Here is a 24,681-nt window from a genome sequence, read left to right on the forward strand (position 1 = left end):
CCCCCCGTCCGTGGGGGCGCCCCTCCTCCTTGCTAGCGAGCGTCCTCGCTGTCGATGCCGAGACCTGGCAGCAGGCCCGGCAGGAGTGGCGGAATGGTCACGTCCGGCACGTCCGAGCCCGACTGGCCGTCCGTCGACGTCGTCGGTGTGCCGGTCGGGGACGGGGCGAGCAGTCCTCCGGTGCTGCCGAGCAGGCCGTCGTCCTCGGGGGAGCCGGTGCCGGTGTCCGCGTTCGGTGCGGCTCCCGTGCTCGAACCGGACGGGTGCGGTGCGGGGACGGCACCCGTGGGGGACGCGTCCTGGGGGGACTGCGGATGCTGGGCGTCGGTGCCTGCGGTGCCCTGCGGGGGACTCGTCCTGCTGCGGGGGCCTTCGGAGCCGACCGCCCCCTTCTCGGGGATGCGGGGAAGGACCGACTGGAGCGGCTCGACCTCTTCGTCTATGGCGTCGAAGACGTCCGTCACCTGGCTGCCGACGTCCGCGAGCTGGACGGGGAGCCGGTCGCGCAGGCCGTTCCAGGTGTTTCGGTGGGACTGGGCGAAGGAGTTCAGCCGGGCCATCGGGCCGATCTCGCCGTCCTGGTCGTACGCCTGCCGGAGCAGTCGGTGTCCCTCGCTGGCGTCGTGCGTCACTCCGCTCAGGACGCGGCGGATCTCGGTGAGGGACTCGTGGTCGAGGTCCCCGGCACGACCGCGCTCCATGAGCCTGCGGGCCTCGCTGAGGCGGGTGGAGGCCTGGTCGAGGTAGATGCCGCCGCGGTCCGCGTCGTCGTCCGCCATGCCCAGCTTGATGTCTTCCATGCCGCGCTTGAGCCCGTAGAGCGAGTCACCGGGCAGGGCGTCGGAACTGGCAGCGGCGACCCCGCCGAAGGCGCCCGCCGCCACACCGACCGTCAGGCCGCCGGCGGCGAGGCCCTTGGTCCAGCGGGAGCGGGGGCGCAGCTTCCGGAAGGGGGACGCCCGGTGGGTCCCCTTGGTGGCGGACGTCCGTTGCTCCGGGACCGTGGCGCCCGCGGTCGCGCCGCCCTCCATGAGCATCGCTTCCATGGCGGCGACCAGCTGTGCTCGCTGCACCACCTTGACCTCGGGGTCGAGCTGTGGCCTCGGCAATTCGTCGAGACCGTTCGCCAAGGCCAACAGTCGATCCGGTTCGGCCGGTTCGGCCGTCTCCGGCGGGGTCTCGGACCATTCGGCCGCCGCGCCCTCGGACGCCCGGTCCTCCAGGGCTTGGGCGAAGGCGTTCGCCCGCCGGTGCGCCGATACGTTCGCGATCACTGGCGGCACCTCCTCTCGTCATGACGGTCGACTCCCCGGGGTGTCCGGAAGGTTGCACGCCTTGAACACATCCACACGAAAGAGTGAGTGGCTGCGGACATGGCGTGACCACAGGGAGCCTGCATCCCGCACAACGAGCGGCGCGGCACTTGGGTTACGCGCGAAAGATGATCGGACCAGTGCGTCATCGAGTCGTCACCGACTGTGAGTTGGGTGGAGGTTGTGGGATGTGGGGGGTAGGGCGGAAGAACGCGTGTGGGGGGCGCGGAGCGGTCAGCGGGCGTCGTCCGGGAGAAGGCGGGCCAGGGTGCGGACGGCCCGGTACTGGAGGGTCTTGATGGCGCCCTCGTTCTTGCCCATGACCCGGGCGGTCTCGGCGACCGAGAGCCCCTGGAGGAAGCGCAGGGTCACGCACTCCTGCTGTTGGGGGTTGAGGCGGCGGACCGCGTCGAGGAGGGCGGCGTTGGAGAGGGACTCCAGGACCGAGTCCTCGGGGCTGCGCTCGACCTCGTTGGCGTCGAGCATCTCGCCGGTCGTCACTTCGAGGCGGAAGCGGCTCGACTTGAAGTGGTCGGCGACCAGGTTCCGGGCGATGGTGACGAGCCAGGCGCCGAAGTCCCGGCCCTGCCAGGTGAAGGTGGAGATCCGGCGGAGGGCGCGCAGGAACGTCTCACTGGTGAGGTCCTCCGCGGTCGCCTTCCCGCCGACGCGGTAGTAGATGTAGCGGTAGACCGTGTCGCTGTACTGGTCGTACAGGCGGCCGAAGGCCTCGGCCTCGCCGGCCTGGGCGCGCTCGACGAGGTCCATCATGCGGGCGCTGTCGCTGTCCGCGGTGGGGCGGCGGGCGGTGGTCGAGGTTCCGGAGCGGGTGCCCCGTCTGCTCACGGCGGCACCGCCGTCGGCCAGGGCGTAGCAAGGGCCGACGGGTGCCGGGGCGGCGAAGGCGAAGGCGGGGACGGGGCCGGCGTACGCGGTGGGGACGAAGCCGCGCAAGTGGTCGAGGACCGTTGCGCGCAGCGTAGCCAGGCCCGAGGTGTCAACCCCGACGTGTGGGTACACGGGACTCCCAGAGGCAGAGCTTCCATCACGTTCAGTGCAGGACCGTTCACCCGTCGTGGCGACGCGAGGGGTCCTTTGTGCGTCTGAGGAGAATAACGCTTCGTACAGGCAGCACTACACCCAGTTGCTCAAATCACCGATTAGGTCGCATCGCTCGCTGCTTGTAGTCGGTTTAAGTCGCGCTTGGTGACCGGTTGTTGATCGTTTCGCTTTCGACTGTGACTGTGCGGGGGATGTGTTGTGCTCAAGTGGGGAGCTGGGGAGTGATCGGGGCCGCTGTGGGGTAAGAAGGCCGGAATGCCTGCGGGGCGACGTGTGCGGAGCTGTTCGACCACGGACGGGTGAGTGGTCGTGGTCCGGGGTTGTCGCAGGCGGTCGCAGCCGAAACGTATCGGCAGAACGGCCGTACTCGATCGGGCGTCCGGTCCCCGTGCTTCCGGAGCGTCAGTGCCGGCGGCGGTGCAGGGCGACGGCGGCGGCGGTGCCGCCGGCCAGCGCGCCGAGCCCCGCGGCGGCGGGGATGCCGACCTTGGCCGCCTTGCGGCCGGTCCGGTAGTCGCGCAACCGCCAGTCCCGGTCCTTCGCGTGCTTGCGCAGCTTGGTGTCCGGGTTGATCGCGTACGGGTGGCCCACCAGCGACAGCATCGGGATGTCGTTGTGCGAGTCGCTGTACGCGGCGCAACGGCCCAGGTCGAGGCCCTCGGCGGTGGCGAGGGCCCGGACCGCTTCGGCCTTGGCCGGTCCGTGCAGGGGTTCGCCCACCAGCTTGCCCGTGTAGACGCCGTCGACGGACTCGGCGACCGTGCCGAGCGCGCCGGTCAGGCCGAGTCGGCGGGCGATGATGGTGGCCGTCTCCACCGGGGCGGCCGTGACCAGCCAGACCTTCTGGCCCGCGTCCAGGTGCGCCTGGGCGAGGCCGCGGGTGCCGGGCCAGATGCGGTCGGCCATGTACTCGTCGTAGATCTCCTCGCCGATCGACATCAGTTCGGAGACGCGATGGCCCTTGACGATGGACAGGGCGCTGTCGCGCGCGTCCTGCATGTGGTCCGGGTCCTCGACGCCGGCGAGCCGGAACCAGGCCTGCTGCCAGGCGAAGCGGGCGAGCTCGCGGCGTTGGAAGAACTTCCGCTTGTACAGGCCGCGACCGAAGTGGAAGATCGCGGCGCCCTGCATCACGGTGTTGTCGAGGTCGAAGAACGCGGCCGCACGCACATCGCCGACGACCGGGAACTCGGGCTCGGCGAGCTCGGTTTCGGCGGCGGCGGACTCCTCGCGCTCCTGCTCCAGTTGGAGAGAGGACTTGCGTGCTGCCTCGGCAGCGGCCTCGCCTGCCAGGACGCTGCGCGCGGTCGCGGAGCGCCTACGGGGGGTGAGCCATCCCAGAGTGGCCATGCCGTTGAGCATAGCCAGTCTGTTCGGTACTTCCCGACTTGTGAGGATGCCGTGGTGTGAACAGTCTGCGCCGAGCGTGTCGCCGGGGTTACCGGGCCGCGCAGAATGGACGACATGTTCGGACGCGCGAAGAAGAAGGACGGCGGGGCGGGACGGGATCCCGGGGCCCGTCTGGTGACGCTGATCGGCAAGCCGGGATGCCATCTCTGCGACGACGCCCGGGAGGTGATCGCGGCCGTGTGTACGGAGACCGGGGCGTCCTGGGAGGAGAAGGACATCACCCGCGACGAGGAACTCCACCGGGCGTACTGGGAGCAGATTCCCGTGGTCCTCGTCGACGGGGAGCAGCACACCTTCTGGCGCGTGGACGCCGGGCGGCTCCGGCGGGCGCTGGGTGCGTGACCGAAAGACGGCCACCGGCACGGGTGTTTTCTTGCATTTCAGGGGTGGGCGAGTGAGGGGAGTGCGTGGCTTTGCCCCCTTCGGAATTCCAACGCGCTGACGTGCTCCGCGGTTCCGTGACGACGCGAACCGGCCGCGTGACCCCGGTCACTTTGGCCGGACAAAACGGACACCATCTTTGTGCACGCGTTCACAAAGACATAGCCTGCATTCGACGGGGCGGTCTTGGGACGCATGGCCGCCTACAGCCCCGCTCATCCCGCAGGAGCACCGTGGCAACTGGCCGAACTCACCGACCGGCGACCCGTAGCCGAGGAATTCCCGAGGCCACCGTCGCCCGCCTTCCGCTGTACTTGCGCGCACTCACCGCGCTTTCGGAGCGTTCCGTACCCACGGTCTCCTCCGAGGAGCTCGCTGCTGCCGCGGGGGTCAACTCCGCCAAGCTGCGCAAGGACTTCAGCTACCTCGGCTCGTACGGCACCCGCGGTGTCGGCTACGACGTCGAGTACCTCGTCTACCAGATCTCCCGCGAGTTGGGGCTCACCCAGGACTGGCCCGTTGTCATCGTCGGCATCGGCAACCTCGGTGCGGCCCTCGCCGGCTACGGCGGTTTCGCGTCCCGTGGCTTCCGCGTCGCCGCGCTGATCGACGCCGATCCCGCCATGACCGGCAAGCCGGTCGCCGGGATCCCCGTCCAGCACAGCGATGACCTGGAGAAGATCATCAGTGAGGACGGCGTCTCCATCGGCGTCATCGCGACCCCGGCCGGTGTCGCCCAGCAGGTCTGCGACCGTCTGGTGGCGGCCGGTGTCACCTCCATCCTGAACTTCGCCCCGACCGTGCTCTCCGTGCCCGACGGCGTGGACGTGCGCAAGGTCGACCTCTCCATCGAACTGCAGATCCTCGCCTTCCACGAGCAGCGCAAGGCCGGCGAGGAGTCGAGCGTCGAGGACCTCCCCGGTGCGGGTGCCGAGGTGGAGCAGACCGCGGCCCCGGCGCCGCCGGCGCCCCGCACCACCACCAACGGCGGCAGCCGCAAGGGACCGGACGGAGACGTGCCCGCGGTGATGCCGGCATGAGCCTCCTCGTCGTCGGACTGAGCCACCGCAGCGCCCCGGTCTCCATCCTGGAGCGGGCCTCGCTGTCGGCGGACACCCAGGCCAAACTGCTCCAGGACACCCTCGCCGCCGAACCGGCGACCGAGGGAACCGTCCTGGCCACCTGCAACCGCATCGAGCTCTACGCCGACGTGGACAAGTTCCACGCCGGTGTCGCCGAGCTGTCCACGCTCCTCGCGCAGCACAGCGGCATCGGCCTGGACGAGCTCACCCCCTACCTCTACGTGCACTACGAGGACCGGGCCGTCCACCACCTCTTCTCGGTGGCCTGCGGGCTGGACTCCATGGTCGTGGGCGAGGGGCAGATCCTCGGCCAGATCAAGGACGCCCTCGCCCTCGGTCAGGACCTCCACACCGCCGGCCGTCTCCTCAACGACCTGTTCCAGCAGGCGCTGCGGGTCGGCAAGCGCGCGCACAGCGAGACCGGCATCGACCGGGCGGGACAGTCGCTCGTCACCTTCGGCCTGGAGCAGCTCGCACACGGCGCCGACGTCGAGACCTGGGCCGCGGGCAAGAAGGCGCTCGTCATCGGCGCCGGCTCCATGTCCTCCCTGGCCGCCGCCACGCTCGCGCGCTCCGGCGTCTCCGAGGTCGTCATCGCCAACCGCACCCTGGCCCGCGCCGAGCGGCTCGCGCAGATCCTCACCGAGCCCGGCGCGGGAACGGGAGTGGCCGCACGCGCTGCCGATATGGTTGCCGTCGGCGACGAACTGACACGTGCCGACGTCGTCATCTCCTGCACCGGCGCCACCGGGCTCGTCCTCACCGGCGAGGCCGTCGGGACCGCCGTGCAGGACCGCACGGCCCCGCTCTTCCTGCTCGACCTCGCCATGCCCCGCGACATCGACGCCGCCGCCCACCGCATCCCCGGCGTCCGGCTCGTCGACATCGAATCGCTCGCCGAGGCCTCCGCCGACGCGCCCATGGCGGCCGACGTCGACCGGGTGCGGGGCCTCGTCTCGGACGAGGTCGCCGCCTTCGGCGCCGCCCAGCGGGCCGCCCACATCACCCCGACCGTGGTCGCCCTGCGCACCATGGCGGCCGACGTGGTCGCCAGCGAGGTCGCCCGCCTGGAAGGCCGCCTCCCCGGCCTCGACGACAAGCAGCGCGCCGAGATCACCCAGACCGTGCGCCGCGTCGTCGACAAGCTCCTGCACGCGCCGACCGTGCGGGTCAAGCAGCTGGCCAGCGAGCCCGGCGGTGCCGGGTACGCGGACGCGCTGCGGACACTCTTCGACCTCGACCCGGAGACGGTGGCTTCCGTCAGCCGGGCCGACCTGAATGACGCCGACGTCAAGAACCGAGGGCGAGTATGACCGAGAGGGCACTGAGGCTCGGGACCAGGCGCAGCAAGCTCGCCATGGCCCAGTCCGGGCACGTGGCCGACGCGGTCCGGCAGCTGACCGGCCGGCCCGTCGAGCTCGTGGAGATCACGACGTACGGGGACACCTCCCGGGAGCACCTCGCGCAGATCGGCGGCACCGGCGTCTTCGTCGCCGCCCTCCGCGACGCGCTGCTCGCCGGCGAGGTCGACTTCGCCGTGCACTCCCTGAAGGACCTGCCGACCGCCCAGCACCCCGACCTGGTGCTGGCCGCGATCCCGACGCGCGAAGACCCGCGCGACGTGCTGATCGCGCGCGAAGGGCTGGCGCTCGACCGGCTGCCCGCGGGTGCCCGCGTCGGCACCGGTTCCCCGCGGCGCATGGCCCAGCTCCACGCGCATGCGCGCAGCCACGGCCTGGAACTCACCTGCGTCCCCATCCGGGGCAACGTCGACACCCGCGTCGGCTACGTCCGCAAGGGGGAGCTGGACGCGGTCGTGTTGGCCGCGGCCGGACTCAACCGCATCGGCGGAACCGATGAGCTCCTCGACGGACTGACGGCCGAGCCGCTGCCCGTCGACACGGTGCTGCCCGCTCCCGGCCAGGGGGCCCTGGCCGTCGAATGCCTGGCGTCGAACACCGAACTCGTCGCCGCGCTCGCGCCGCTCGACGACCCGCGCACGCGGGCCGCCGTGACCGCCGAGCGATCCCTGCTCGCCGCCCTGGAGGCCGGCTGCTCCGCACCCGTGGGTGCGCTGGCCGACCTGCTGGCCGACGGCCCCGGTCTCGGGCAGGTTGTCACCGAAATGCGCCTGCGCGGCGTCGTCGGCACCACCGACGGCTCGACGCTGGTGCAGCTGTCCACCACCGGACCCGTACCCACCTCGCACGACGAGGCCCTGGCGCTCGGACGCGAACTCGCGGACGAGATGCTCGCCAAGGGTGCGGCCGGTCTTATGGGGGAGCGAGCACTTTGAGCCCCACCAGCCCGACCACCAGCCCCCTGTCCCAGGTCTTCGCGGGCCACGGACACGTCACGTTCCTCGGCGCAGGCCCGGGCGACCCCGGACTGTTGACCCTCAGGGCCGTCGAGGCCCTTGCGGGGGCGGACGTCCTGATCGCCGAGCCGGAGGTCCTCGAGGTCGTTCGCGGCCATGCGCGCGTGGGGGTGAGCACGCCGGAGCTGACGGTCGTTGACGAGGCGTCAACAGCCGCCGGCGTCCCCGTGTTGAGGGATGCGACCAATCTTGTCATGGAGGCCGCGAGGGGCGGCAAGCGGGTCGTCCGTGCAGTGACCGGCGACCCCGGACTTGACGGGAACGCCGGAGCCGAGATGCTCGCCTGCGCCGCCGAGGGCATCCCCTTCGAGGTCGTGCCCGGCGTCGCCACGGCCGTCGGCGTGCCCGCGTACGCCGGGGTGCCGCTGCGCGATGCGCAGGGCACGGACGTCCGCTTCGTCGACGCCCGTACCGCCGACGAGCGGTGCTGGGCCGAGGTCGGTGCCTCCGACGGCACCGTCGTCGTCTCGACCTCGCTGGACGCGGTGGCCGCTGCCGCCGGTGAGCTGGTGGCGGCAGGCCGTAAGCCGGACACCCCGCTCACCGTCACCATCGCCGGTACGACCACCCGCCAGCGCACCTGGAGCGCGACGCTGGGCACCATCGCCCAGGTCTTCAAGCAGGGCAAGGTCCTGCCCTCGCCCGAGGGGCACCGGCCGGTCATAGCCGTGGTCGGCGAGCGCAGCGCCCCGGCGCAGCGGGACCAGCTGTCGTGGTTCGAGTCGAAGCCCCTCTTCGGGTGGCGGGTCCTCGTGCCGCGCACCAAGGAACAGGCCGCGTCGCTCTCCGACCAGCTGCGTTCCTACGGCGCGGTGCCGCACGAGGTGCCGACGATCGCCGTCGAGCCGCCGCGCACCCCGCAGCAGATGGAGCGGGCGGTCAAGGGGCTCGTCACCGGCCGCTACGAGTGGATCGCCTTCACCTCGGTGAACGCGGTGAAGGCCGTCCGGGAGAAGTTCGAGGAGTACGGGCTCGACGCCCGTGCCTTCGCCGGCATCAAGGTCGCCGCCGTGGGCGAGCAGACCGCCGCCGCGCTGGTCGACTTCGGTGTGAAGCCGGACCTCGTGCCCAGCGGGGAGCAGTCCGCGGCAGGGCTGCTGGAGGACTGGCCGCCGTACGACCCGGTCTTCGACCCGATCGACCGCGTCTTCCTGCCGCGCGCCGACATCGCGACCGAGACCCTGGTCGCGGGCCTCATCGAGCTCGGGTGGGAGGTCGACGACGTCACCGCCTACCGGACCGTGCGGGCCTCGCCGCCGCCGGCGGACACCCGGGAGGCGATCAAGGGCGGCGGCTTCGACGCCGTGCTGTTCACGTCGTCGTCGACCGTGCGGAACCTGGTCGGCATCGCCGGCAAGCCGCACAACGTGACGGTGATCGCCTGCATCGGCCCCGCCACGGCCAAGACGGCCGAGGAACACGGACTGCGGGTGGACGTGCTCTCCCCGGAGCCGTCCGTCCACAAGCTCGCCGAGGCGCTGGCGGACTTCGGCACGCGGCGCCGGGAGGCGGCGCTGGAGGCCGGCGACCCGGTGACCCGGCCGAGCGAGCGGCGGCCTGGTGCGCGGCGGCGCCGGACGACGTAGGGATGCCCTTCGACGGGGTGCGGGTCCGGTTCGCGGGCCCGCACCCAGGTGCGTGGGGCCGGGGCGTCCGGCCCGGAGGTGAGCGGGCGCCGCGGGGGTCCGGCGGGGCGCATGCCCACAGGGCGTCGGTAAGGGCAGCCCGTCCGCGGGCGTAGCCTCGGAGCCATGAACTCGTACGGATCCTTTCCCGGGGCGCGTCCGCGGCGGTTGCGGACCTCGCCCGCCATGCGACGGATGGTCGCCGAGACGCGGCTGCACCCGGCCGACCTGATCCTGCCCGCGTTCGTGCGGGAGGGGATCACCGAGCCGGTGCCGATCGCCGCCATGCCGGGGGTCGTGCAGCACACCCGGGACACCCTGCGGAAGGCCGCGGTGGAGGCACTGGAGGCCGGAGTCTCCGGGATCATGCTCTTCGGAGTGCCCGAGGACGCGAAGAAGGACGCGGCGGGGACGGCCGGCACGGACCCCGACGGCATCCTGCAGGTCGCTATCCGGGACGTGCGGGCCGAGGTCGGCGACGAGCTGATCGTCATGTCGGACCTGTGCCTCGACGAGTACACCGACCACGGCCACTGCGGCGTCCTGACCGAGGACGGCCGCGTCGACAACGACGCCACGCTGGAGCGTTACGCGGAGATGGCGCAGGTCCAGGCCGACGCCGGGGTCCACGTCGTCGGCCCCTCCGGGATGATGGACGGGCAGGTCGGGGTCGTCCGGGACGCCCTGGACACCATCGGCAAGGAGGACGTGTCGATCCTCGCGTACACCGCGAAGTACTCCTCCGCCTTCTACGGACCCTTCCGGGAGGCCGTCGGCTCGTCGCTCAAGGGCGACCGCAAGACCTACCAGCAGGACCCGGCCAACCTCCGCGAGTCGATGCGCGAGCTGGCGCTCGACCTGGAGGAGGGCGCCGACATGGTGATGGTGAAGCCCGCGGGCCCGTACCTGGACGTGCTCGCCAAGGTCGCCGGGGCCGTGGACGTCCCCGTCGCCGCCTACCAGATCAGTGGTGAGTACGCGATGGTCGAGGCCGCCGCGGAGAAGGGCTGGATCGACCGGGACAAGGCGATCCTGGAGACCCTCACCGGCATCCGCCGGGCCGGTGCGCAGATGATCCTGACCTACTGGGCCACCGAAGTCGCGCAGAACCTGTCCGCCGGACGCTGAGCGCGTGCCGGGCGGACCCGGGTCCCCCGGGGTTCCGCACCGGAGCGTTTCCCGGGGCCCCGGCCGTCGCGCGGGCCGTCGCGCGCCCGGGTCACGCTGCCCGGGCCCCGGCGTCGCGCGGTGCGGCCGGTGGCCCCCGTGCGGGGCGAGTGGTGGGGCGGCGCGGGGCGGCGCACCCTGGAGGGGTAGCCGACAGGTACCTCGGTGGAGGTGGTCCTCATGATGCACACGCTCGTCGGATGGCACGTGGAGATGGAGTTCCAGGAGGAGGGCGACCGGACGCGGGCCGCGGCCATGGTCCGGCTCTCCGACGGCACCGAGTTCCGGGCCCACGGCACCGCGAACCGACACCCCTCCGATCCCGAGCAGTTGAGGGTGGGCGAGGAGATCGCCGGTGCCCGGGCGCTGATGGACCTCGCTTCGCAGCTGCTCCAGAAGGCCCACACGGAGATCGACGAGGTGTCGGGCCGCACCTCGCACGCCATCCGCTGATGACGAAGCCCCCGGCACGGAACACCGTGTCGGGGGCTTCGTTCCGTCGGGCGGTCAGAGGCGCTCGGGCGTCCTGATGCCCAGCAGGTCCATGCCCTGGTGGAGCGTGCGGGCGGTCAGCCCGCACAGGAAGAGACGGTTCTCGACCTGCTCGGGGGTGTCCGCCTTCAGGACGGGGCACTCCGAGTAGAACGTCGTGTAGTGCGAGGCCAGCTGGTACAGGTACGCGGCCAGCTTGTGCGGGGCGTACTCCGCGGCCGTCTCGGCGATCAGCTCGCCGAAGCCGTCCAGATGCAGCCCGAGCGCCCGCTCGGAGGGCGCGAGGGCCAGCTCCCGGTGCGCGGCCGGCTCGGCGTCGCCCGCCTTGCGGAGGATCGACTGGATCCGGGCGTACGCGTACTGCAGGTACACCGAGGTGTCGCCGTTCAGCGAGACCATCTGGTCCAGGTCGAACTTGTAGTCGCGGGCCGCCGAGGTCGACAGGTCCGCGTACTTCACCGCGCCGATGCCCACCTGGGCGCCGCGCTCGGCGATCTCCTCCTCCGTCAGGTCCTGGGCCTTCTCGCGGACCACGGCCGAGGCGCGGTCGATCGCCTCGTCCAGCAGGTCCACCAGCCGGACCGTTTCGCCCTCACGGGTCTTGAACGGCTTGCCGTCCTTGCCGAGGACCGTGCCGAAGGCCAGCTGGACGGCCTTCACGTCGTCGTTCAGCCAGCCGGCCCGGCGGGCCGTCTCGAAGACCATCTTGAAGTGCAGCGACTGGCGGGCGTCCACCACGTACAGCAGGGACGTGGCCTTCAGGTTCTGCACCCGGTCGCGGATCGCGGACAGGTCCGTCGCCGCGTAGCCGAAGCCGCCGTCGGACTTCTGGACGATCAGCGGCGTCGGATTGCCGTCCGGGCCCTTCACGTCGTCGAAGAACACGCACAGCGCACCCTCGGAGCGGACGGCGACGCCCGACTCCTCCAGCAGCCGGCAGGTCTCCGTCAGCATGTCGTTGTAGCCCGACTCGCCGACGACGTCGCCGTCCTGGATGTCCATGTCCAGCTTGTCGAAGACCGAGTAGAAGTAGATCTTCGACTCGTCGACGAACCGCTGCCAGAGCGCGAGCGTCTCCTCGTCACCGGCCTGCAGGTCCACCACCCGCGCACGGGCCCGGGTCTTGAACTCCTCGTCGGAGTCGAAGAGGGCGCGCGAGGCCTTGTAGAGCCGGTTCAGGTTCGACATGGCCTCTTCGCCGGAGACCTCGGTCTCCGAGGAGTGGTCCAGCTCGTGCGGGTGCTCGATCAGGTACTGGATGAGCATGCCGAACTGGGTGCCCCAGTCGCCGATGTGGTGGCGCCGGACCACCGTCTCGCCGGTGAACTCCAGGATCTCGACCATGGCGGCACCGATCACGGCCGACCGGAGGTGCCCGACGTGCATCTCCTTGGCCACGTTCGGCTGGGCGTAGTCGACCACGGTCGTGCCCGCCGACTCGTTGAACGGCACGCCGAGGCGGGCGTCGGCGGCGCGGGCCGCGAGGGTGTCGATGATCGCGGCGTCGGTGACCGTGATGTTCAGGAAGCCGGGGCCGGAGACCTCGATCTCCTTCAGGACGTCGTTGGCCGGGATCGCCCCGACGACCTTGGTGGCCAGCTCGCGCGGGTTGCCCTTGAGCTGCTTGGCCAGCGCCAGGATGCCGTTCGCCTGGAAGTCGGCCCGGTCGCTTCGTCGCAGCAGCGGGTCGGCGGACGCGGCGTCCGGCAGGGCTGCCGAGAGGCCGTCCGCGAGGCGCTGCTGCACGGTCGAAGCGAGGGAAGGGACCGAGGCCATGAGCTTCCGTTCCGTTGTAAAGGTGTCCGGTGGTCTATTTCGCTTGTCAAGTGTCCCATGGGAGAGCAACGTGTTTTCTCCGCCCGTGGACGACCGCGGGCCGTGGACAACCTCGGAGCGCATCGTTCCGTCTGGGACAATGGCAGGCGTAAAGCTGTAAGGCTTCGAGGCATTCGAGGAAGAAGGACGTACCGACCGTGGCTCAGAGCAGCACCGAGACCGACTGGGTCTCCCGTTTCGCGGACGAGGTCATCGCCGAGTCGGAGCGACGTGCGCCTGGCAAACCGGTCGTCGTCGCGTCCGGTCTCTCCCCGTCCGGCCCGATCCACCTCGGCAATCTGCGCGAGGTCATGACCCCGCACCTGGTCGCCGACGAGATCCGTCGCCGTGGACACGAGGTCCGGCACCTCATCTCCTGGGACGACTACGACCGCTACCGCAAGGTGCCGAACGGCATCGAGGGCATCGACGCGTCCTGGGCCGAGCACATCGGCAAGCCGCTGACCTCGGTTCCGGCCCCGGCCGGTTCGGCGCACCCCAACTGGGCCGAGCACTTCAAGGCCGCCATGGTGGAGTCGCTCGCCGAGCTGGGCGTCGAGTACGACCCGATCAGCCAGACCGAGCAGTACACCAAGGGCGCCTACCGCGAGCAGATCCTGCACGCGATGAGGCACCGCGGTGACATCGACGCCGTCCTCGACCAGTACCGGACGAAGAAGGCCCCGAAGAAGCAGTCCCAGAAGCCGGTCGACGAGGCCGAGCTGGAGGCCGCCGAGGGTTCCGGTGCGGCCGGCGAGGACGACGGCTCCGGCGGCGGCGCCGGCTACTTCCCGTACAAGCCCTACTGCGGGCAGTGCGAGAAGGACCTGACCACCGTCACCGCGTACGACGACGAGACCACCGAGCTCGGTTACACCTGCTCGGCCTGTGGCTTCGCCGAGACCGTCAAGCTCAGTGAGTTCAACCGCGGCAAGCTGGTGTGGAAGGTCGACTGGCCCATGCGCTGGGCCTACGAGGGCGTCATCTTCGAGCCCTCGGGCGTCGACCACTCCTCGCCCGGTTCGTCCTTCCAGGTCGGCGGGCAGATCGTCCGCATCTTCGACGGCGTCCAGCCCATCGGCCCCATGTACGCCTTCGTCGGCATCAGCGGCATGGCCAAGATGTCCTCCTCGAAGGGCGGCGTGCCCACCGCGGCCGACGCGCTGAAGATCATGGAGCCCCAGCTCCTGCGCTGGCTCTACGCCCGCCGCAGGCCCAACCAGTCCTTCAAGATCGCCTTCGACCAGGAGATCCAGCGGCTCTACGACGAGTGGGACAAGCTGGAGGCCAAGGTGGCCGACGGCAGCGTCCTCCCGGCCGACGCCGCCGCGCACGCCCGCGCCGCCCGTACCGCGGCCGGCGAGCTCCCGCGCACCCCGCGCCCGCTCCCGTACCGCACGCTCGCCTCCGTCGTCGACATCACCGCCGGCCACGACGAGCAGACCCTGCGGATCCTGACCGACCTCGATCCCGGGAACCCGGTCACCTCCCTCGACGAGGTCCGGCCGCGCCTGGACCGGGCCGAGAACTGGATCACCAGTCAGGTCCCGGCCGAACAGCGCACCATCGTCCGCGAGGAGCCCGACACCGAGCTCCTCGGGACCCTGGACGAGGAGGGCCGCGAGTCCCTGCGGCTGCTGCTGGAGGGGCTCGACACCCACTGGTCGCTGGACGGGCTCACCACCCTCGTCTACGGCGTCCCGAAGGTCATGGCCGGTCTCGACCCCGAGGCCAAGCCGACGCCCGAGCTGAAGCTCGCCCAGCGCGCCTTCTTCGCCCTGCTCTACAAGCTCCTGGTCAGCCGTGAGACCGGCCCGCGCCTGCCCACGCTGCTGCTTGCGGTCGGGGCGGAGCGGGTGCGCAAGCTGCTCGGGGCCTGAGGCCGAGGAAAGGGCCGCCCCCGGATCCTTCCGGAGGCGGCCCTTTCCGCTGTCCTTCCCCCGTCCGGAGCCGTCGGACGCCGTGTTCCGGGCGTCGGTCTCCGGTCGGGATCAGGCGGTGTCGTGCTCGGCCATGGCTTCCTGGACGCGCTTCTGGATGCCCGGGACCAGCCCGTACAGCAGGTCCGTGTCCGCGGCGGGGAACTCCTGGAGGCCGTAGTGGGCGGCCACCAGTTGCGCCAGTTCGGCGTCGCTCGGGAACTGGTCGTTGTCCTGCACGTACGACCACGTGATCTTGAAGACGTCCTCCTCGAACTCGTTCACGGGAGCCTGCGGCTCCTCGACGTATTCGGGGTAGGGGACGAACTCCTCCGGGCCCGACGGCGGAACGTCCTCCGGCCCCTGCGGCACCGGGACCGGCATGGGCTCCAGGCCCTCCACGATCTGCGGGTTGTACGTGCCCTCGTAGGACTCCGGAGAGACGGTCTGGGCCGCGAACCACTGGCTCTCGTGGGTCACCGGGCCCGCGGCCGGCATTCCGGCCGGAGCCTCGGCACCGACCGGGATCGGGGCCTGGACTCCGGAACCGGTTGGGGCCTGGACTCCGGTACCGGCCGGGGCCTGGGCCAGTACCGCCGGCTGTTGGAGCTGCGGAGGCTGGGCGTGGGGCTGTGCCGGCAGCACCGCCGGCTCGATGCCGGCCGCCGCGAGGCCCGCCGGGGCCGTCTCCGCCAGCGGCACGCCGTACCGGGCGAGCCGCAGCGGCATCAGCGCCTCCACCGGGGCCTTGCGCCGCCAGCCCCGTCCGAAGCGCGCCTGCAGCCGGGCCTGGTAGATCAAACGCTCCTGTTCCAGCTTGATGACCTGCTCGTACGAACGCAGCTCCCACAGCTTCATCCGGCGCCACAGCCGGAACGTCGGCACCGGAGAGAGCAGCCAGCGGGTGATCCGGACGCCCTCCATGTGCTTGTCGGCCGTGATGTCCGCGATCCGGCCCACCGCGTGCCGCGCCGCCTCCACGGCCACCACGAACAGCACCGGGATCACCGCGTGCATGCCGACGCCCAGCGGATCCGGCCAGGCAGCGGCACCGTTGAAGGCGATGGTGGCCGCCGTCAGCACCCAGGCGGTCTGGCGCAGCAGCGGGAACGGGATCCGCAGCCAGGTCAGCAGCAGGTCCAGGGCGAGCAGCACGCAGATGCCCGCGTCGATGCCGATCGGGAAGAAGTACGAGAAGGTGCCGAAGCCCTTTTGCAGGGCGAGTTCGCGCACGGCGGCGTACGAACCCGCGAAGCCGATCCCCGCGATGATCAGCGCACCGGCGATGACGAGGCCGATGAGTATTCGGTGTGTGCGTGTCAACTGCATCGCGGCCACCCGCGATCCCCTCCCGTCATTCGACTACCGGCGCGCACAGAGTGGCACACATGTGCGGAGCCCGGCCCTCGGGGGAAGGCCGGGCTCCGCATGTGTGTAGCCGTATGCGCCGTCATGCGGCTAATTGTCCGTGGTTACTTGTTGGCCGCGGCGACCGCGGCAACGGCTTCCTTGGCCGCCTTGACCGCACCGTCCGTGATGGACTTCTCCGACGGGGTGTCAGCGCCCGCGTAACCGGCGCCGTTGTACGAGAGCAGCACCAGCACATTGCCCGTCCGGGCCACGATCGACGCGTAGACGAAGTCCTCGTCGGTCTTGTGCAGCTGGTACACGACCGTCTGCGCCTCGTCGCCGATGCCCGTGGTCGTCGTCGTGCGCAGCTTCTTCGCGCCCGGGGTCTCCTGGACCTTCGTGATCTCCTTCGCCAGGTTCTGCTGCGCGCGCTCCTGACCGCTGCCGAGCGTGACGTCGGAGGCGTAGCGGTAGAAGGACACGTCGAGCCAGCGGTACTGCGAGCCGTCCACGCCCTTGTCGTCCAGACCGTTCCACGAGCAGCCGCCGCGGCTGTTGAGGTCGCTGGAGGCGGCCGGCGTGCCGTTCTTCGTCCTGGCCTTGGGCACCAGCGACTCCGTCGTCTTCGCCGAGATCGCCTTGCAGACGTCCGGCAGCTTCGCGAACTTCGCCGGCTCGACCGTCTTGGTGGACTGTGACGGGGAGGGCGTGGCCGACGCCGGCGCCGATGCGGACGCCTTGTCCTGCCCCTCCTTCCCGTCGGAGTCCGAGGAGCAGCCGGCGGCGACGAGCATCACCGGGACGGCGGCGCAGGCGAGTATGCGGGTGAGGCGCGTTCGCGGAGCTGATCGCTGCATGGTTCCTTCAGTCGCTTGTCGTACGGTCCGGTCTGCGGTCCCGGTCGGCGGTCGGGGACACGGAGCGGCCACGGCCACGGCGACACGTTACGTGGTCGCCGCGTGCTCGCGGAGCGGAGTCGACCGGCTACTCCTCCAGTCGTTCGGCGAGCTTCCGGGCCAGGTTCCGGGCCCTTTCCTGCAGCTCCTGGCTGTCGGGGGCCTCGGCGGAACCCGTGGTCTGCTCCTGGTAGGAGACCGTCACGAGCACGTTCGATGTGCGGAACACCACGTGGACGAGCCGCTGCTGCCTGCTCGTGCCGACCGTGCTGAGGACGTCGTCGACGTACGCGACGTCCCCGAGGCCTTCGAGGACGCGGGGTTCGAGGCCGGTCGCCGTCGTCGTGGCGGTCGGGTCGGCGGCGGGGACGTCGGCGCTCGACGCCGTGCTCGACGCCGTGCTCGACGCCGTGCTCGACGCCGTGCTCGACGGGGTGGCCCCCGTCGCCGGCTGACCCGAGGGGGAGGAGGTCCCGGTGGGGGTGGCTCCGGTGGCGGAAGCGTCCGTGGTGGCGGGCGGGGCCGTGGGCGGCAGCGGGATGCCCGCCGCGAGTTGTTTGCGGAGGTACACCTCCTGCGCACGGTCGTCATCGCTGACGGTCGCGTCGTACGACACCACCCGCTCGATGTCGAGGGAGAGGCGGTGCGAGAGCTCCAGGGTGTCGGCCTTCCAGGTGCAGCCGACGCGTCGGTCCGTGTCGTAGGTGACGGCGGCCACGCCCCGGTACGCCTTGTCGCGCTCGGCCTCGGACAGTTCGGCCGCACCCGGGAGCAGCTCCTTGAGGGTGGCCTGCGGTACGGCGCCGCAGGGCTCGAAGAGGGTGCGGTAGCGGCCGGGAGGTGCGGTGGCGGCGGCCGGGCCGGCCTTGGAGTCGACGGTGAGGTCGTCGGCGGGGGTGCCGGCGGAGCAGGCCGTGAGGCCGGCCGTCAGGCCGAGCGCGAGGAGGGCTGCGGACCGGGCCGTGGACCCGGCGAGGCGGGGCGCGTACCTCTTCAGCTGCACGTTCCCGGGCTCCTTTCGCCGATGCTCTTCCGAAAACTGTTTGCCGTGCGAACCCGGCTGATGGACACAATGTCTACCGCACGCGCAGCCGTTGATGCTGGCCCGCCGTCACCTGTACGGGCTTTGGTTCCGGTTTTGCGTTATTAAACTTATCGGGGGAATTGAGGGATTATGTCTTACGTCGAGGTTCCTGGCGCGAAAGTGCCGATCCGCATGTGGGCCGATCCCGCCTCCGTGGAGGGCGGCGCCATGCAGCAGTTGCAGAACGTGGCGACGCTGCCGTGGATCAAGGGCCTGGCCGTGATGCCGGACGTGCACTACGGCAAGGGAGCGACGGTCGGTTCGGTGATCGCGATGCGGGACGCGGTCTGTCCGGCGGCGGTCGGCGTGGACATCGGCTGCGGCATGTCGGCGGTCAAGACCTCCCTGACGGCCAACGACCTGCCGGGCGACCTGTCCCGGCTCCGCTCGAAGATCGAGCAGGCGATCCCGGTCGGGCGCGGGCTGCACCGCGAGGCGGTGGACCCGAAGCGGCTGCACCAGTTCCCCACGGCCGGTTGGGACGCCTTCTGGGCGGGGTTCGACACGGTCGCCGACCCGGTGAAGTTCCGCCGGGAGCGGGCGGGCCAGCAGATGGGAACGCTCGGCGGCGGCAACCACTACGTGGAGGTCTGCTTCGACGAGGCGGGCGCCATTTGGCTGATCCTGCACTCCGGCTCCCGCAACATCGGCAAGGAACTGGCCGAGCACCACATCGGGGTGGCCCAGAAGCTGCCCCACAACCAGGGTCTGGTCGACCGGGACCTGGCGGTGTTCGTCTCGGACACGCCCCAGATGGCGGACTACCGGAACGATCTGTACTGGGCGCAGGAGTACGCGCAGTACAACCGCGCGATCATGATGGCGCTCCTGAAGGAAGTGATCCGCAGGGAGTTCCGGAAGGCCAAGGTGACCTTCGAGACCGAGATCTCCTGCCACCACAACTACGTGGCGGAGGAGCGGTACGAGGGCGTGGACCTGCTGGTCACGCGGAAGGGGGCGATCCGTGCCGGGCGCGGCGAGTTCGGGATCATCCCCGGTTCGATGGGTACCAGCTCGTACATCGTGAAGGGCCTGGGCAACGAGAAGGCCTTCAACTCCGCTTCGCACGGTGCGGGGCGGAGGATGAGCCGGAGCGCGGCGAAGCGCCGCTTCACGGTGCGGGACCTGGAGGAACAGACGCGCGGGGTCGAGTGCCGCAAGGACTCCGGCGTGGTGGACGAGATCCCGGGCGCCTACAAGCCGATCGAGCAGGTGATGGAGCGGCAGCAGGACCTGGTCGAGGTGGTCGCCAAGCTGAAGCAGTTCATCTGCGTGAAGGGTTGAGGCCCCGGAAGCGTGCGGCGCACGGACCTCGTGGAACGGCCCCCGGCCCCTGCCGGGGGCCGTTCCACGTCGTGCCGCCGTGACGGGGGAACGCGCGGGCGGCGGGGCGCCCGGGCGTGATCAGAGTTCCCGGTGGACCTTCGTGTTGGAGGCCTGGGCGCGGGGGCGGACGACGAGCAGGTCGATGTTGACGTGCGGGGGACGGGTGCAGGCCCAGGTGATGGTGTCGGCCACGTCGTCGGCGGTGAGGGGTTCGGCGACGCCGGCGTAGACCTTGGCCGCCTTGTCGGCGTCGCCGCGGAAGCGGGTGGTGGCGAACTCGTCGGTCTTGACCATGCCGGGGGCGATCTCGATGACGCGGACCGGGGTGCCGACGATTTCCAGGCGGAGGGTCTCGGCGAGGACGCGGGCGCCGTTCTTGGCGGCGACGTAGCCGGCGCCGCCTTCGTAGGTGGAGTGGCCGGCGGTGGAGGAGAGGACGACCACCGTGCCGTCGCCGCTGGCGGTGAGGGCGGGCAGCAGGGCCTGGGTCATGTGGAGGGTGCCGAGGACGTTGACCTCGTACATCCGGCGCCAGTCCTCGGGGTCGCCGGTGGCGACGGGGTCGGCGCCGAGGGCGCCGCCGGCGTTGTTGACGAGGACGGCGAGGGTGCGGAAGGCGGTGGCGAACTCGTCGACGGCGGCGCGATCGGTGACGTCGAGGGCGTAGGCGGTGGCCTGGTGTCCGGCTTCGTTGATCTCGGCGGCGAGGTCTTCGATGCGGTCCTTGCGGCGGGCGGTGAGGACCACGCGGTAGCCGGCGGCGGCCAGCTGTCGGGCGGTTGCGGCCCCGATGCCGCTGCTCGCTCCGGTGACGACGGCGATGGGGGTGCCGGGGCCGGTCATGAGGTGCTCCTCGCGCAGGTGGTCGATGACGTCGATCGCCCGGTCAGGATAGGGCGGCGGTGGAATCGGCGGTCTCGCGGGGCAGGTGGGGTCAGGGCCGCCCCGACGGCACGGACGGGGGCCGGGTGACGTTCCTGCGGTCGGGGTGGCGGCCGTCGTCGCCCTGTCCCGGGAGGGGGCGGTCGGGGTGGCGGAACGGGCGATCGGCCGGGGGAGAGGGCAGGGACACGCGGGCTGATGAATCATCAGAATATCTGATGATTCATGGTTATTTTGGGTGTATGCGTGGATTGAGGAAGGTCGTGCTCGGGGCCGCCCTGGTGATCGCGGCGGTGGTGGGAGCGGGTGGAAGTGCGGGTGCCGTGGGTCCGGAGGGCGAGGCGGACCTGTCCCATCACGGACACGTCTCCCTGTGGGACGGGAAGGTCGGGGTCTGGTTGGTCAGTCAGAACCACGGCCCCTCCGACCTCCGTCAGGCGACGGTCCGGCTCGCCTTCTCCGAGCGGATGGCGGGCGGTCAGGAGCTGCCGCCGGCCTGTCTGTGGAGCAGTGACCGGGTGGTGTCCTGTCGGACGGGCGAGCTCCTGGCCGCAGGGGGCGCCGGCGAACTGGACCTCGACCTGTGGACCGCGGGTTTCCCGGACGAGATGACGGTCGAGATCACGACGGCCTGGCGGGACGGGGTCGCGGACCGGAACCCGGGGAACGATCGCCATCGGGTCCTGGTGCTCGCGACCGGTGACCCCTACGTCTTCTGAGTCCAGGGGCGTCCGGGCCCCGATCAGCGGCTCGCCCAGTGGACGTACCCGTCGGGGCGGACCAGGAGGGAGGCGCGCTTCGCCGGGTCCGTCCAGGTGGCCCGCACGAGGTGCTTCGGGGTGACGGGGGCGCTCGGGGGCAGGGCCGGAGCGGCTCCCTGAGGAGCGACGAGGACGAACTCGCCCCGGCGGAGGAGCTCGTAGAGCCGCCCCTCGCGCAGCTGGACGTCGGGGGCGCGGCGCCCCGAGGGGCGGTCGGCGCCGGGCGCGGGGGCGTAGGAGATGCCGATGCCGCTGATCATGCCCGCGGCCCGGCCCGAGGCGGGCGGAACCGCGTCGACGAGACGGGTGACGAGGGAGCGGGCGGCTCGGGTGAGTCGGGTGTGGGCCATGGCGAGGCGCACGATCGCGCCGCTGCTGCGGAGCACCATGGCGCCGACGGGGTGGCGCTCCGACTGGTAGCTGTCGAGGAGCGCCTCGGGGTCGGGGGCCTCGCCGCGGAGCGCGGCGGTGAGCTTCCAGGAGAGGTTGGCGGCGTCCTGGAGGCCGGTGTTCATCCCCTGGCCGCCGGCGGGGGAGTGGACGTGGGCGGCGTCTCCGGCGAGGAAGACGCGGCCCACGCGGTAGGCGGGGGCCTGGCGCTCGTCACTGTGGAAGCGGGAGATCCAGCGGGCGTCGTGCATGCCGTAATCGGTGCCGAGGGCCTGGCGGGTGATCTCGCGGACTTCGTCGAGGTCGACGGGGTCGCCGTCGGAGGCCTGGTGGGTGCGGTTCCAGCCCATCACCCGGTACCAGCCGTCGCCGAAGGGGGCGATGAAGGCGAAGGAGTCCCCGGAGCCGCTGACGGTCAGCGCCTTGGCGGGCTCCCGGGCCAGGCGGACGTCCGCCAGGACGATGGAACGGATCACCGAGCGGCCGGGGAAGGGCAGGCCGAGGGCGGTGCGGACGAAGCTGTGGACGCCGTCCGCGCCGACCAGGTAGCGGGCGCGGAGGGTCAGCGGGGTGCTGTCGGGCTCGGTGAGCTCGGTGGTGACGGCGTCGCCGTCCTGGTGCAGCGCGTGCAGCTCCGTGTCGTACCGGAAGGTGACGCCCGCGTCGATCGCCCGGCGCTCCAGCAGGCGCTCGACCTCGTACTGCGGGGTGACGAGCAGTTGGTTGAAGCGGCTGGGCAGCCGGGTCAGGTCCAGGGCCAGGTGGTCGAAGAGGGTGGCCTTGGTGAGTGCGGTGCCGGTGGTGAGGAGTTCGTCGGCGAGGCCGCGGGCGTCGAGCTGCTCCAGGGTCCGGGCGTGGACGCCGAAGGCGCGGGTCATGTTGCCGAGGCCGTGCGGCCGGCGCTCGACGAGGGTGACGTCGATGCCGCCGGCGGCGAGGTCGCCGGCGAGCAGGAGGCCGGTGGGGCCCGCGCCGATGACGAGTACGTCCGTGTCCGTGGTGCTCATGGCTTCCTCCAGGGTGCCCACGATCGTTTGCCAACAGTTGTTGGTCAACGCTTGTTGGCAACGGTAGGGCGCTCCTGATGGCCTGTCAACAGGTGTTGGCCTACAGTTGTTGGTATGACGACCGTCCGCCGCTCCGACACCACTCGGGCCGCCATCCTGGAGGCCGCCCGCGAGCGCTTCGCCTCCGACGGGTACGAGCGCGCCACCATCAGGGCCATCGCCCGCGACGCCGGGATCGACCCGTCGATGGTGATGCGCTACTACGGCAACAAGGAGGGGCTGTTCGCCGCCGCCTCCGAGGTCGACATCGACCTCCCCGAACTGTCCGCGCTGCCCGCCCGGCACATCGGGGCCGTCCTGGTCGCCCACTTCCTGGAGCGCTGGGAACGGGACGAGGTCCTCACCGCGATGCTGCGGGTGGGCGTGACCAACGATGCCGGGGCCGCCCGGATGCAGGCGATCTTCGCCGAGCAGCTCGGCCCGATCGCCCGGGGAGTCTGCCCCGACCCGGCGCAGGCCCCGCGCCGTGCGGCGCTCGTCGCGTCCCAGGTGCTCGGCATGGCGCTCGCCCGCTACGTCCTGCGCCTGCCGCCGGCCGTCGAGATGTCCGCCGACGAGGTCGTGGCCTGGTTGGGGCCCACCGTGCAGCGCTACCTGGTCGACGAGGCGCCCTGACCGGTGGGCACGCGGTGGGGTGCTCCGCGGTTCCCGCGGCTGCCGTGCGGCGGGACGCGACCCCCGTGTGACGCCACGCCCCCGTGCGGCGGACCTGCTGTGGCGGAGCCCGGCAGGCCGACCGGCCGCGTGGAGGCTCCCCGGCCGACGGGGGCCGGGGCGCGTTGCGAAGGAGAGCGGCTCCGTCCGCCCGGAGGGCGTCGCGGGCCGGGAGGGAGCGGCGGGACGCGTCCTAGCGGGCCGCCGCCCCGCCGAACTCCCGCACCGCCTCGGAGACGATCGCCTCCAGGCGGGCGTGGTGGGCGCCGCGCCAGTAGACCCGGCCGCACTCCACGCACTGCGCGAACACGTCGTAGGTCTTCTCGGTCCCCTGCTCCAACCGTTCGCGCACCGCGTCCTTGTCGGCCTCGCTCAATTCCCCGTTGCAAGCCGTGCAGCGGGTCCACGGCGCGAGCTGCGGTGCGAACCGTTCCAGTACGTCGCGGAGCTGGTCCTCGGGCCGGTCACTGTAGACGTAGGCGCCCGCCCACAGTTCGCGCCGGCGCAGCAGGCCGCGGTCCCGGGAGAGCATCACGCGCCGCTCGCTCGCGGAGAGCGCGGCGAGGGCGGGGTCGCCGATGTCCTCGCTCTCGTACGCCGCGTCCACGCCGAGCAGCCGCAGCCGCCGGGCCAGGGTGCCGAGGTGCACGTCGAGCAGGAACCGGAGCGGTGCGCCCGGCACCGGCTGCGGGCGGGCGACGTCCTCGACCTCGACGGTCTCGCCCGCGCCGGGGACGTGCGAGGCGTCGACGGGCCGGCCGTCGACCAGGAGCCGCCCGGCCTCGGTGAGCGGCACGCCCAGCGACTCCACGACGTGGCCCAGGGACGAGGCGCCGTCGGTCGTCAGGGAGGTGCGGCCCGAGCGCCGCTCCGCCGAGACGAAGACGTGCAGGCCGGGGGCGAAACTGATCTGGATCTCCGGTCCGTTCACGGGGAACAGGATGGCACCGGCCCCCGGCGGGCGGCCAGGGAATTCGGACGTGCGGCCGGCCGCCGACCGGCGCGCGGGCGCACCCCGCCGGGGAGAGCCGGGGAGAGCCGGGGAGAGTGCCGCGTCGGGGCGGAGGGGCCGCTCCCCGCCCCGGCGCCTCCGGGCGGCCGGGCGGTAGTGTCCCTGCATGAAGATCATCGATCTTGAGCAGGGGGACCCGCGGCTGGAGCGCGATCTCCTACCGGTCCTCCGTGAGCTCCGCCCCCATCTGACGCCCGGGCTCTTCCGCGAGGTCTACGAGGCCGGACACCCCCAGGGCTTGCGGTTCACCGCCGCCTACGCGGACGACGGCCGCTGCGTCGGTGCCGCCGGCTGGCGGATCGTCGTGAACACCAGCTCCCTGCGCCAGCTCTACGTCGACGACCTGGTGACGGCCGCCGCCGACCGCTCCGCTGGTGTCGGGCACGCGCTCCTCGACCATCTGGAGGGCCGTGCCCGCGCAGCCGGCTGCCGCGAGCTCAACCTGGACTCCGGTACCCAACGGACCCGGGCCCACCGCTTCTACCTGCGCGAGCGCTTCGACATCGTGGCCTTCAACTTCGCCCGGTCGCTCACTCCCCGGAACGACCCCCGCCCCGGGTAGCACCGCCGGTCGTCACGGCGTGACGGGCGCTCCGGCGGAGGAAGCGCGCTCCGG

General features: G+C 71.5%; 22 protein-coding genes. 12 read left to right on the forward strand and 10 right to left on the reverse strand.

The features are described from left to right. Positions 1-32: 32 nt before the first annotated feature. From ACFW2Y_RS11490 to ACFW2Y_RS11500, 3 genes are all read right to left on the reverse strand, one after another. A complete protein-coding gene (locus tag ACFW2Y_RS11490) occupies positions 33-1,274 on the reverse strand; it encodes a DUF5667 domain-containing protein (protein WP_384876630.1) in 1,242 nt (413 codons plus the stop codon). A gap of 273 nt (positions 1,275-1,547) precedes the next feature. Further along, positions 1,548-2,333, reverse strand: a complete 786-nt coding sequence (locus tag ACFW2Y_RS11495) for an ECF subfamily RNA polymerase sigma factor, BldN family (protein WP_384876632.1) — start codon at positions 2,331-2,333, stop codon at positions 1,548-1,550. A gap of 444 nt (positions 2,334-2,777) precedes the next feature. Further along, complete coding sequence (locus ACFW2Y_RS11500; protein WP_384876634.1) at positions 2,778-3,725, reverse strand: HAD family hydrolase; 948 nt, start codon at positions 3,723-3,725, stop codon at positions 2,778-2,780. A 105-nt stretch (positions 3,726-3,830) separates the two neighbouring features. Between ACFW2Y_RS11500 and ACFW2Y_RS11505 the strand changes: the two genes are divergently transcribed. The 7 genes from ACFW2Y_RS11505 to ACFW2Y_RS11535 all read left to right on the forward strand — a co-directional run bounded on the left by ACFW2Y_RS11505 (position 3,831) and on the right by ACFW2Y_RS11535 (position 10,870). Further along, a complete protein-coding gene (locus ACFW2Y_RS11505) occupies positions 3,831-4,127 on the forward strand; it encodes a glutaredoxin family protein (RefSeq protein ID WP_384876636.1) in 297 nt (98 codons plus the stop codon). A gap of 272 nt (positions 4,128-4,399) precedes the next feature. Then, positions 4,400-5,206, forward strand: a complete 807-nt coding sequence (locus tag ACFW2Y_RS11510; RefSeq protein ID WP_384876638.1) for a redox-sensing transcriptional repressor Rex — start codon at positions 4,400-4,402, stop codon at positions 5,204-5,206. Next, on the forward strand, positions 5,203-6,561 hold the full coding sequence (locus ACFW2Y_RS11515; RefSeq protein WP_384876640.1) for a glutamyl-tRNA reductase: 1,359 nt from the start codon (positions 5,203-5,205) through the stop codon (positions 6,559-6,561). The genes ACFW2Y_RS11510 and ACFW2Y_RS11515 overlap by 4 nt, the downstream gene beginning before the upstream one ends. Continuing rightward, positions 6,558-7,544 (forward strand): hydroxymethylbilane synthase, encoded by a 987-nt coding sequence (gene hemC / locus ACFW2Y_RS11520; protein WP_384876642.1) that lies wholly within the window; start codon positions 6,558-6,560, stop codon positions 7,542-7,544. The genes ACFW2Y_RS11515 and hemC overlap by 4 nt, the downstream gene beginning before the upstream one ends. Beyond that, positions 7,541-9,211 carry a uroporphyrinogen-III synthase gene (locus ACFW2Y_RS11525; RefSeq protein WP_384876644.1) on the forward strand — a complete coding sequence of 557 codons (1,671 nt, stop codon included), beginning with the start codon at positions 7,541-7,543 and terminating at the stop codon, positions 9,209-9,211. Before hemC ends, ACFW2Y_RS11525 begins: the two co-directional genes overlap by 4 nt. Positions 9,212-9,376: 165 nt before the next feature. After that, positions 9,377-10,378, forward strand: a complete 1,002-nt coding sequence (gene hemB, locus ACFW2Y_RS11530) for a porphobilinogen synthase (RefSeq protein WP_384876646.1) — start codon at positions 9,377-9,379, stop codon at positions 10,376-10,378. Positions 10,379-10,600: 222 nt separating this feature from the next. Then, positions 10,601-10,870, forward strand: coding sequence for a DUF1876 domain-containing protein (locus tag ACFW2Y_RS11535; protein WP_384876716.1), 270 nt, complete (start codon positions 10,601-10,603; stop codon positions 10,868-10,870). Positions 10,871-10,924: 54 nt separating this feature from the next. Here ACFW2Y_RS11535 and argS read toward each other — a convergent pair whose 3' ends face one another. Continuing rightward, a complete protein-coding gene (gene argS / locus ACFW2Y_RS11540; protein ID WP_384876648.1) occupies positions 10,925-12,685 on the reverse strand; it encodes an arginine--tRNA ligase in 1,761 nt (586 codons plus the stop codon). 197 nt (positions 12,686-12,882) lie between these two features. On the opposite strand from argS, the gene lysS reads away from it, so the two are divergent. Further along, positions 12,883-14,604, forward strand: a complete 1,722-nt coding sequence (lysS, locus tag ACFW2Y_RS11545; protein WP_384876650.1) for a lysine--tRNA ligase — start codon at positions 12,883-12,885, stop codon at positions 14,602-14,604. Positions 14,605-14,715: 111 nt separating this feature from the next. On the opposite strand, the gene ACFW2Y_RS11550 is transcribed toward lysS, so the two are convergent. The 3 genes from ACFW2Y_RS11550 to ACFW2Y_RS11560 all read right to left on the reverse strand — a co-directional run bounded on the left by ACFW2Y_RS11550 (position 14,716) and on the right by ACFW2Y_RS11560 (position 17,892). Further along, positions 14,716-15,981, reverse strand: coding sequence for a DUF2637 domain-containing protein (locus ACFW2Y_RS11550; RefSeq protein ID WP_384876652.1), 1,266 nt, complete (start codon positions 15,979-15,981; stop codon positions 14,716-14,718). 134 nt (positions 15,982-16,115) lie between these two features. Then, the gene (locus ACFW2Y_RS11555) at positions 16,116-16,850 is read right to left on the reverse strand and encodes a DUF3558 family protein (RefSeq protein WP_384876654.1); all 735 of its coding nucleotides are present in this window, start codon (positions 16,848-16,850) and stop codon (positions 16,116-16,118) included. A gap of 127 nt (positions 16,851-16,977) precedes the next feature. Next, positions 16,978-17,892, reverse strand: a complete 915-nt coding sequence (locus tag ACFW2Y_RS11560) for a DUF3558 domain-containing protein (RefSeq protein WP_384876656.1) — start codon at positions 17,890-17,892, stop codon at positions 16,978-16,980. A 171-nt stretch (positions 17,893-18,063) separates the two neighbouring features. On the opposite strand from ACFW2Y_RS11560, the gene ACFW2Y_RS11565 reads away from it, so the two are divergent. Beyond that, positions 18,064-19,257, forward strand: a complete 1,194-nt coding sequence (locus ACFW2Y_RS11565; protein WP_384876658.1) for an RtcB family protein — start codon at positions 18,064-18,066, stop codon at positions 19,255-19,257. 120 nt (positions 19,258-19,377) lie between these two features. Here the strand turns inward: ACFW2Y_RS11565 and ACFW2Y_RS11570 are convergent, their stop codons facing one another. Further along, positions 19,378-20,142 (reverse strand): SDR family NAD(P)-dependent oxidoreductase, encoded by a 765-nt coding sequence (locus tag ACFW2Y_RS11570; protein ID WP_384876660.1) that lies wholly within the window; start codon positions 20,140-20,142, stop codon positions 19,378-19,380. Positions 20,143-20,423: 281 nt separating this feature from the next. Here ACFW2Y_RS11570 and ACFW2Y_RS11575 point away from each other — a divergent pair, with 281 nt between their 5' ends. After that, on the forward strand, positions 20,424-20,900 hold the full coding sequence (locus ACFW2Y_RS11575; protein WP_384876662.1) for a hypothetical protein: 477 nt from the start codon (positions 20,424-20,426) through the stop codon (positions 20,898-20,900). Positions 20,901-20,923: 23 nt separating this feature from the next. On the opposite strand, the gene ACFW2Y_RS11580 is transcribed toward ACFW2Y_RS11575, so the two are convergent. Further along, positions 20,924-22,339 carry an FAD-dependent oxidoreductase gene (locus ACFW2Y_RS11580; RefSeq protein WP_384876664.1) on the reverse strand — a complete coding sequence of 472 codons (1,416 nt, stop codon included), beginning with the start codon at positions 22,337-22,339 and terminating at the stop codon, positions 20,924-20,926. Between the two features lie 114 nt (positions 22,340-22,453). Between ACFW2Y_RS11580 and ACFW2Y_RS11585 the strand changes: the two genes are divergently transcribed. Next, positions 22,454-23,014 carry a TetR family transcriptional regulator gene (locus ACFW2Y_RS11585; protein ID WP_384876666.1) on the forward strand — a complete coding sequence of 187 codons (561 nt, stop codon included), beginning with the start codon at positions 22,454-22,456 and terminating at the stop codon, positions 23,012-23,014. Between the two features lie 232 nt (positions 23,015-23,246). Here the strand turns inward: ACFW2Y_RS11585 and ACFW2Y_RS11590 are convergent, their stop codons facing one another. Beyond that, on the reverse strand, positions 23,247-23,984 hold the full coding sequence (locus ACFW2Y_RS11590; RefSeq protein WP_384876668.1) for a Mut7-C RNAse domain-containing protein: 738 nt from the start codon (positions 23,982-23,984) through the stop codon (positions 23,247-23,249). A gap of 187 nt (positions 23,985-24,171) precedes the next feature. On the opposite strand from ACFW2Y_RS11590, the gene ACFW2Y_RS11595 reads away from it, so the two are divergent. Then, positions 24,172-24,627 carry a GNAT family N-acetyltransferase gene (locus ACFW2Y_RS11595; protein WP_384876670.1) on the forward strand — a complete coding sequence of 152 codons (456 nt, stop codon included), beginning with the start codon at positions 24,172-24,174 and terminating at the stop codon, positions 24,625-24,627. Positions 24,628-24,681: the final 54 nt, after the last annotated feature.

Origin of the sequence: Streptomyces sp. NPDC058877, assembly GCF_042742855.1 — a bacterium.
GTDB lineage: Bacteria > Actinomycetota > Actinomycetes > Streptomycetales > Streptomycetaceae > Streptomyces.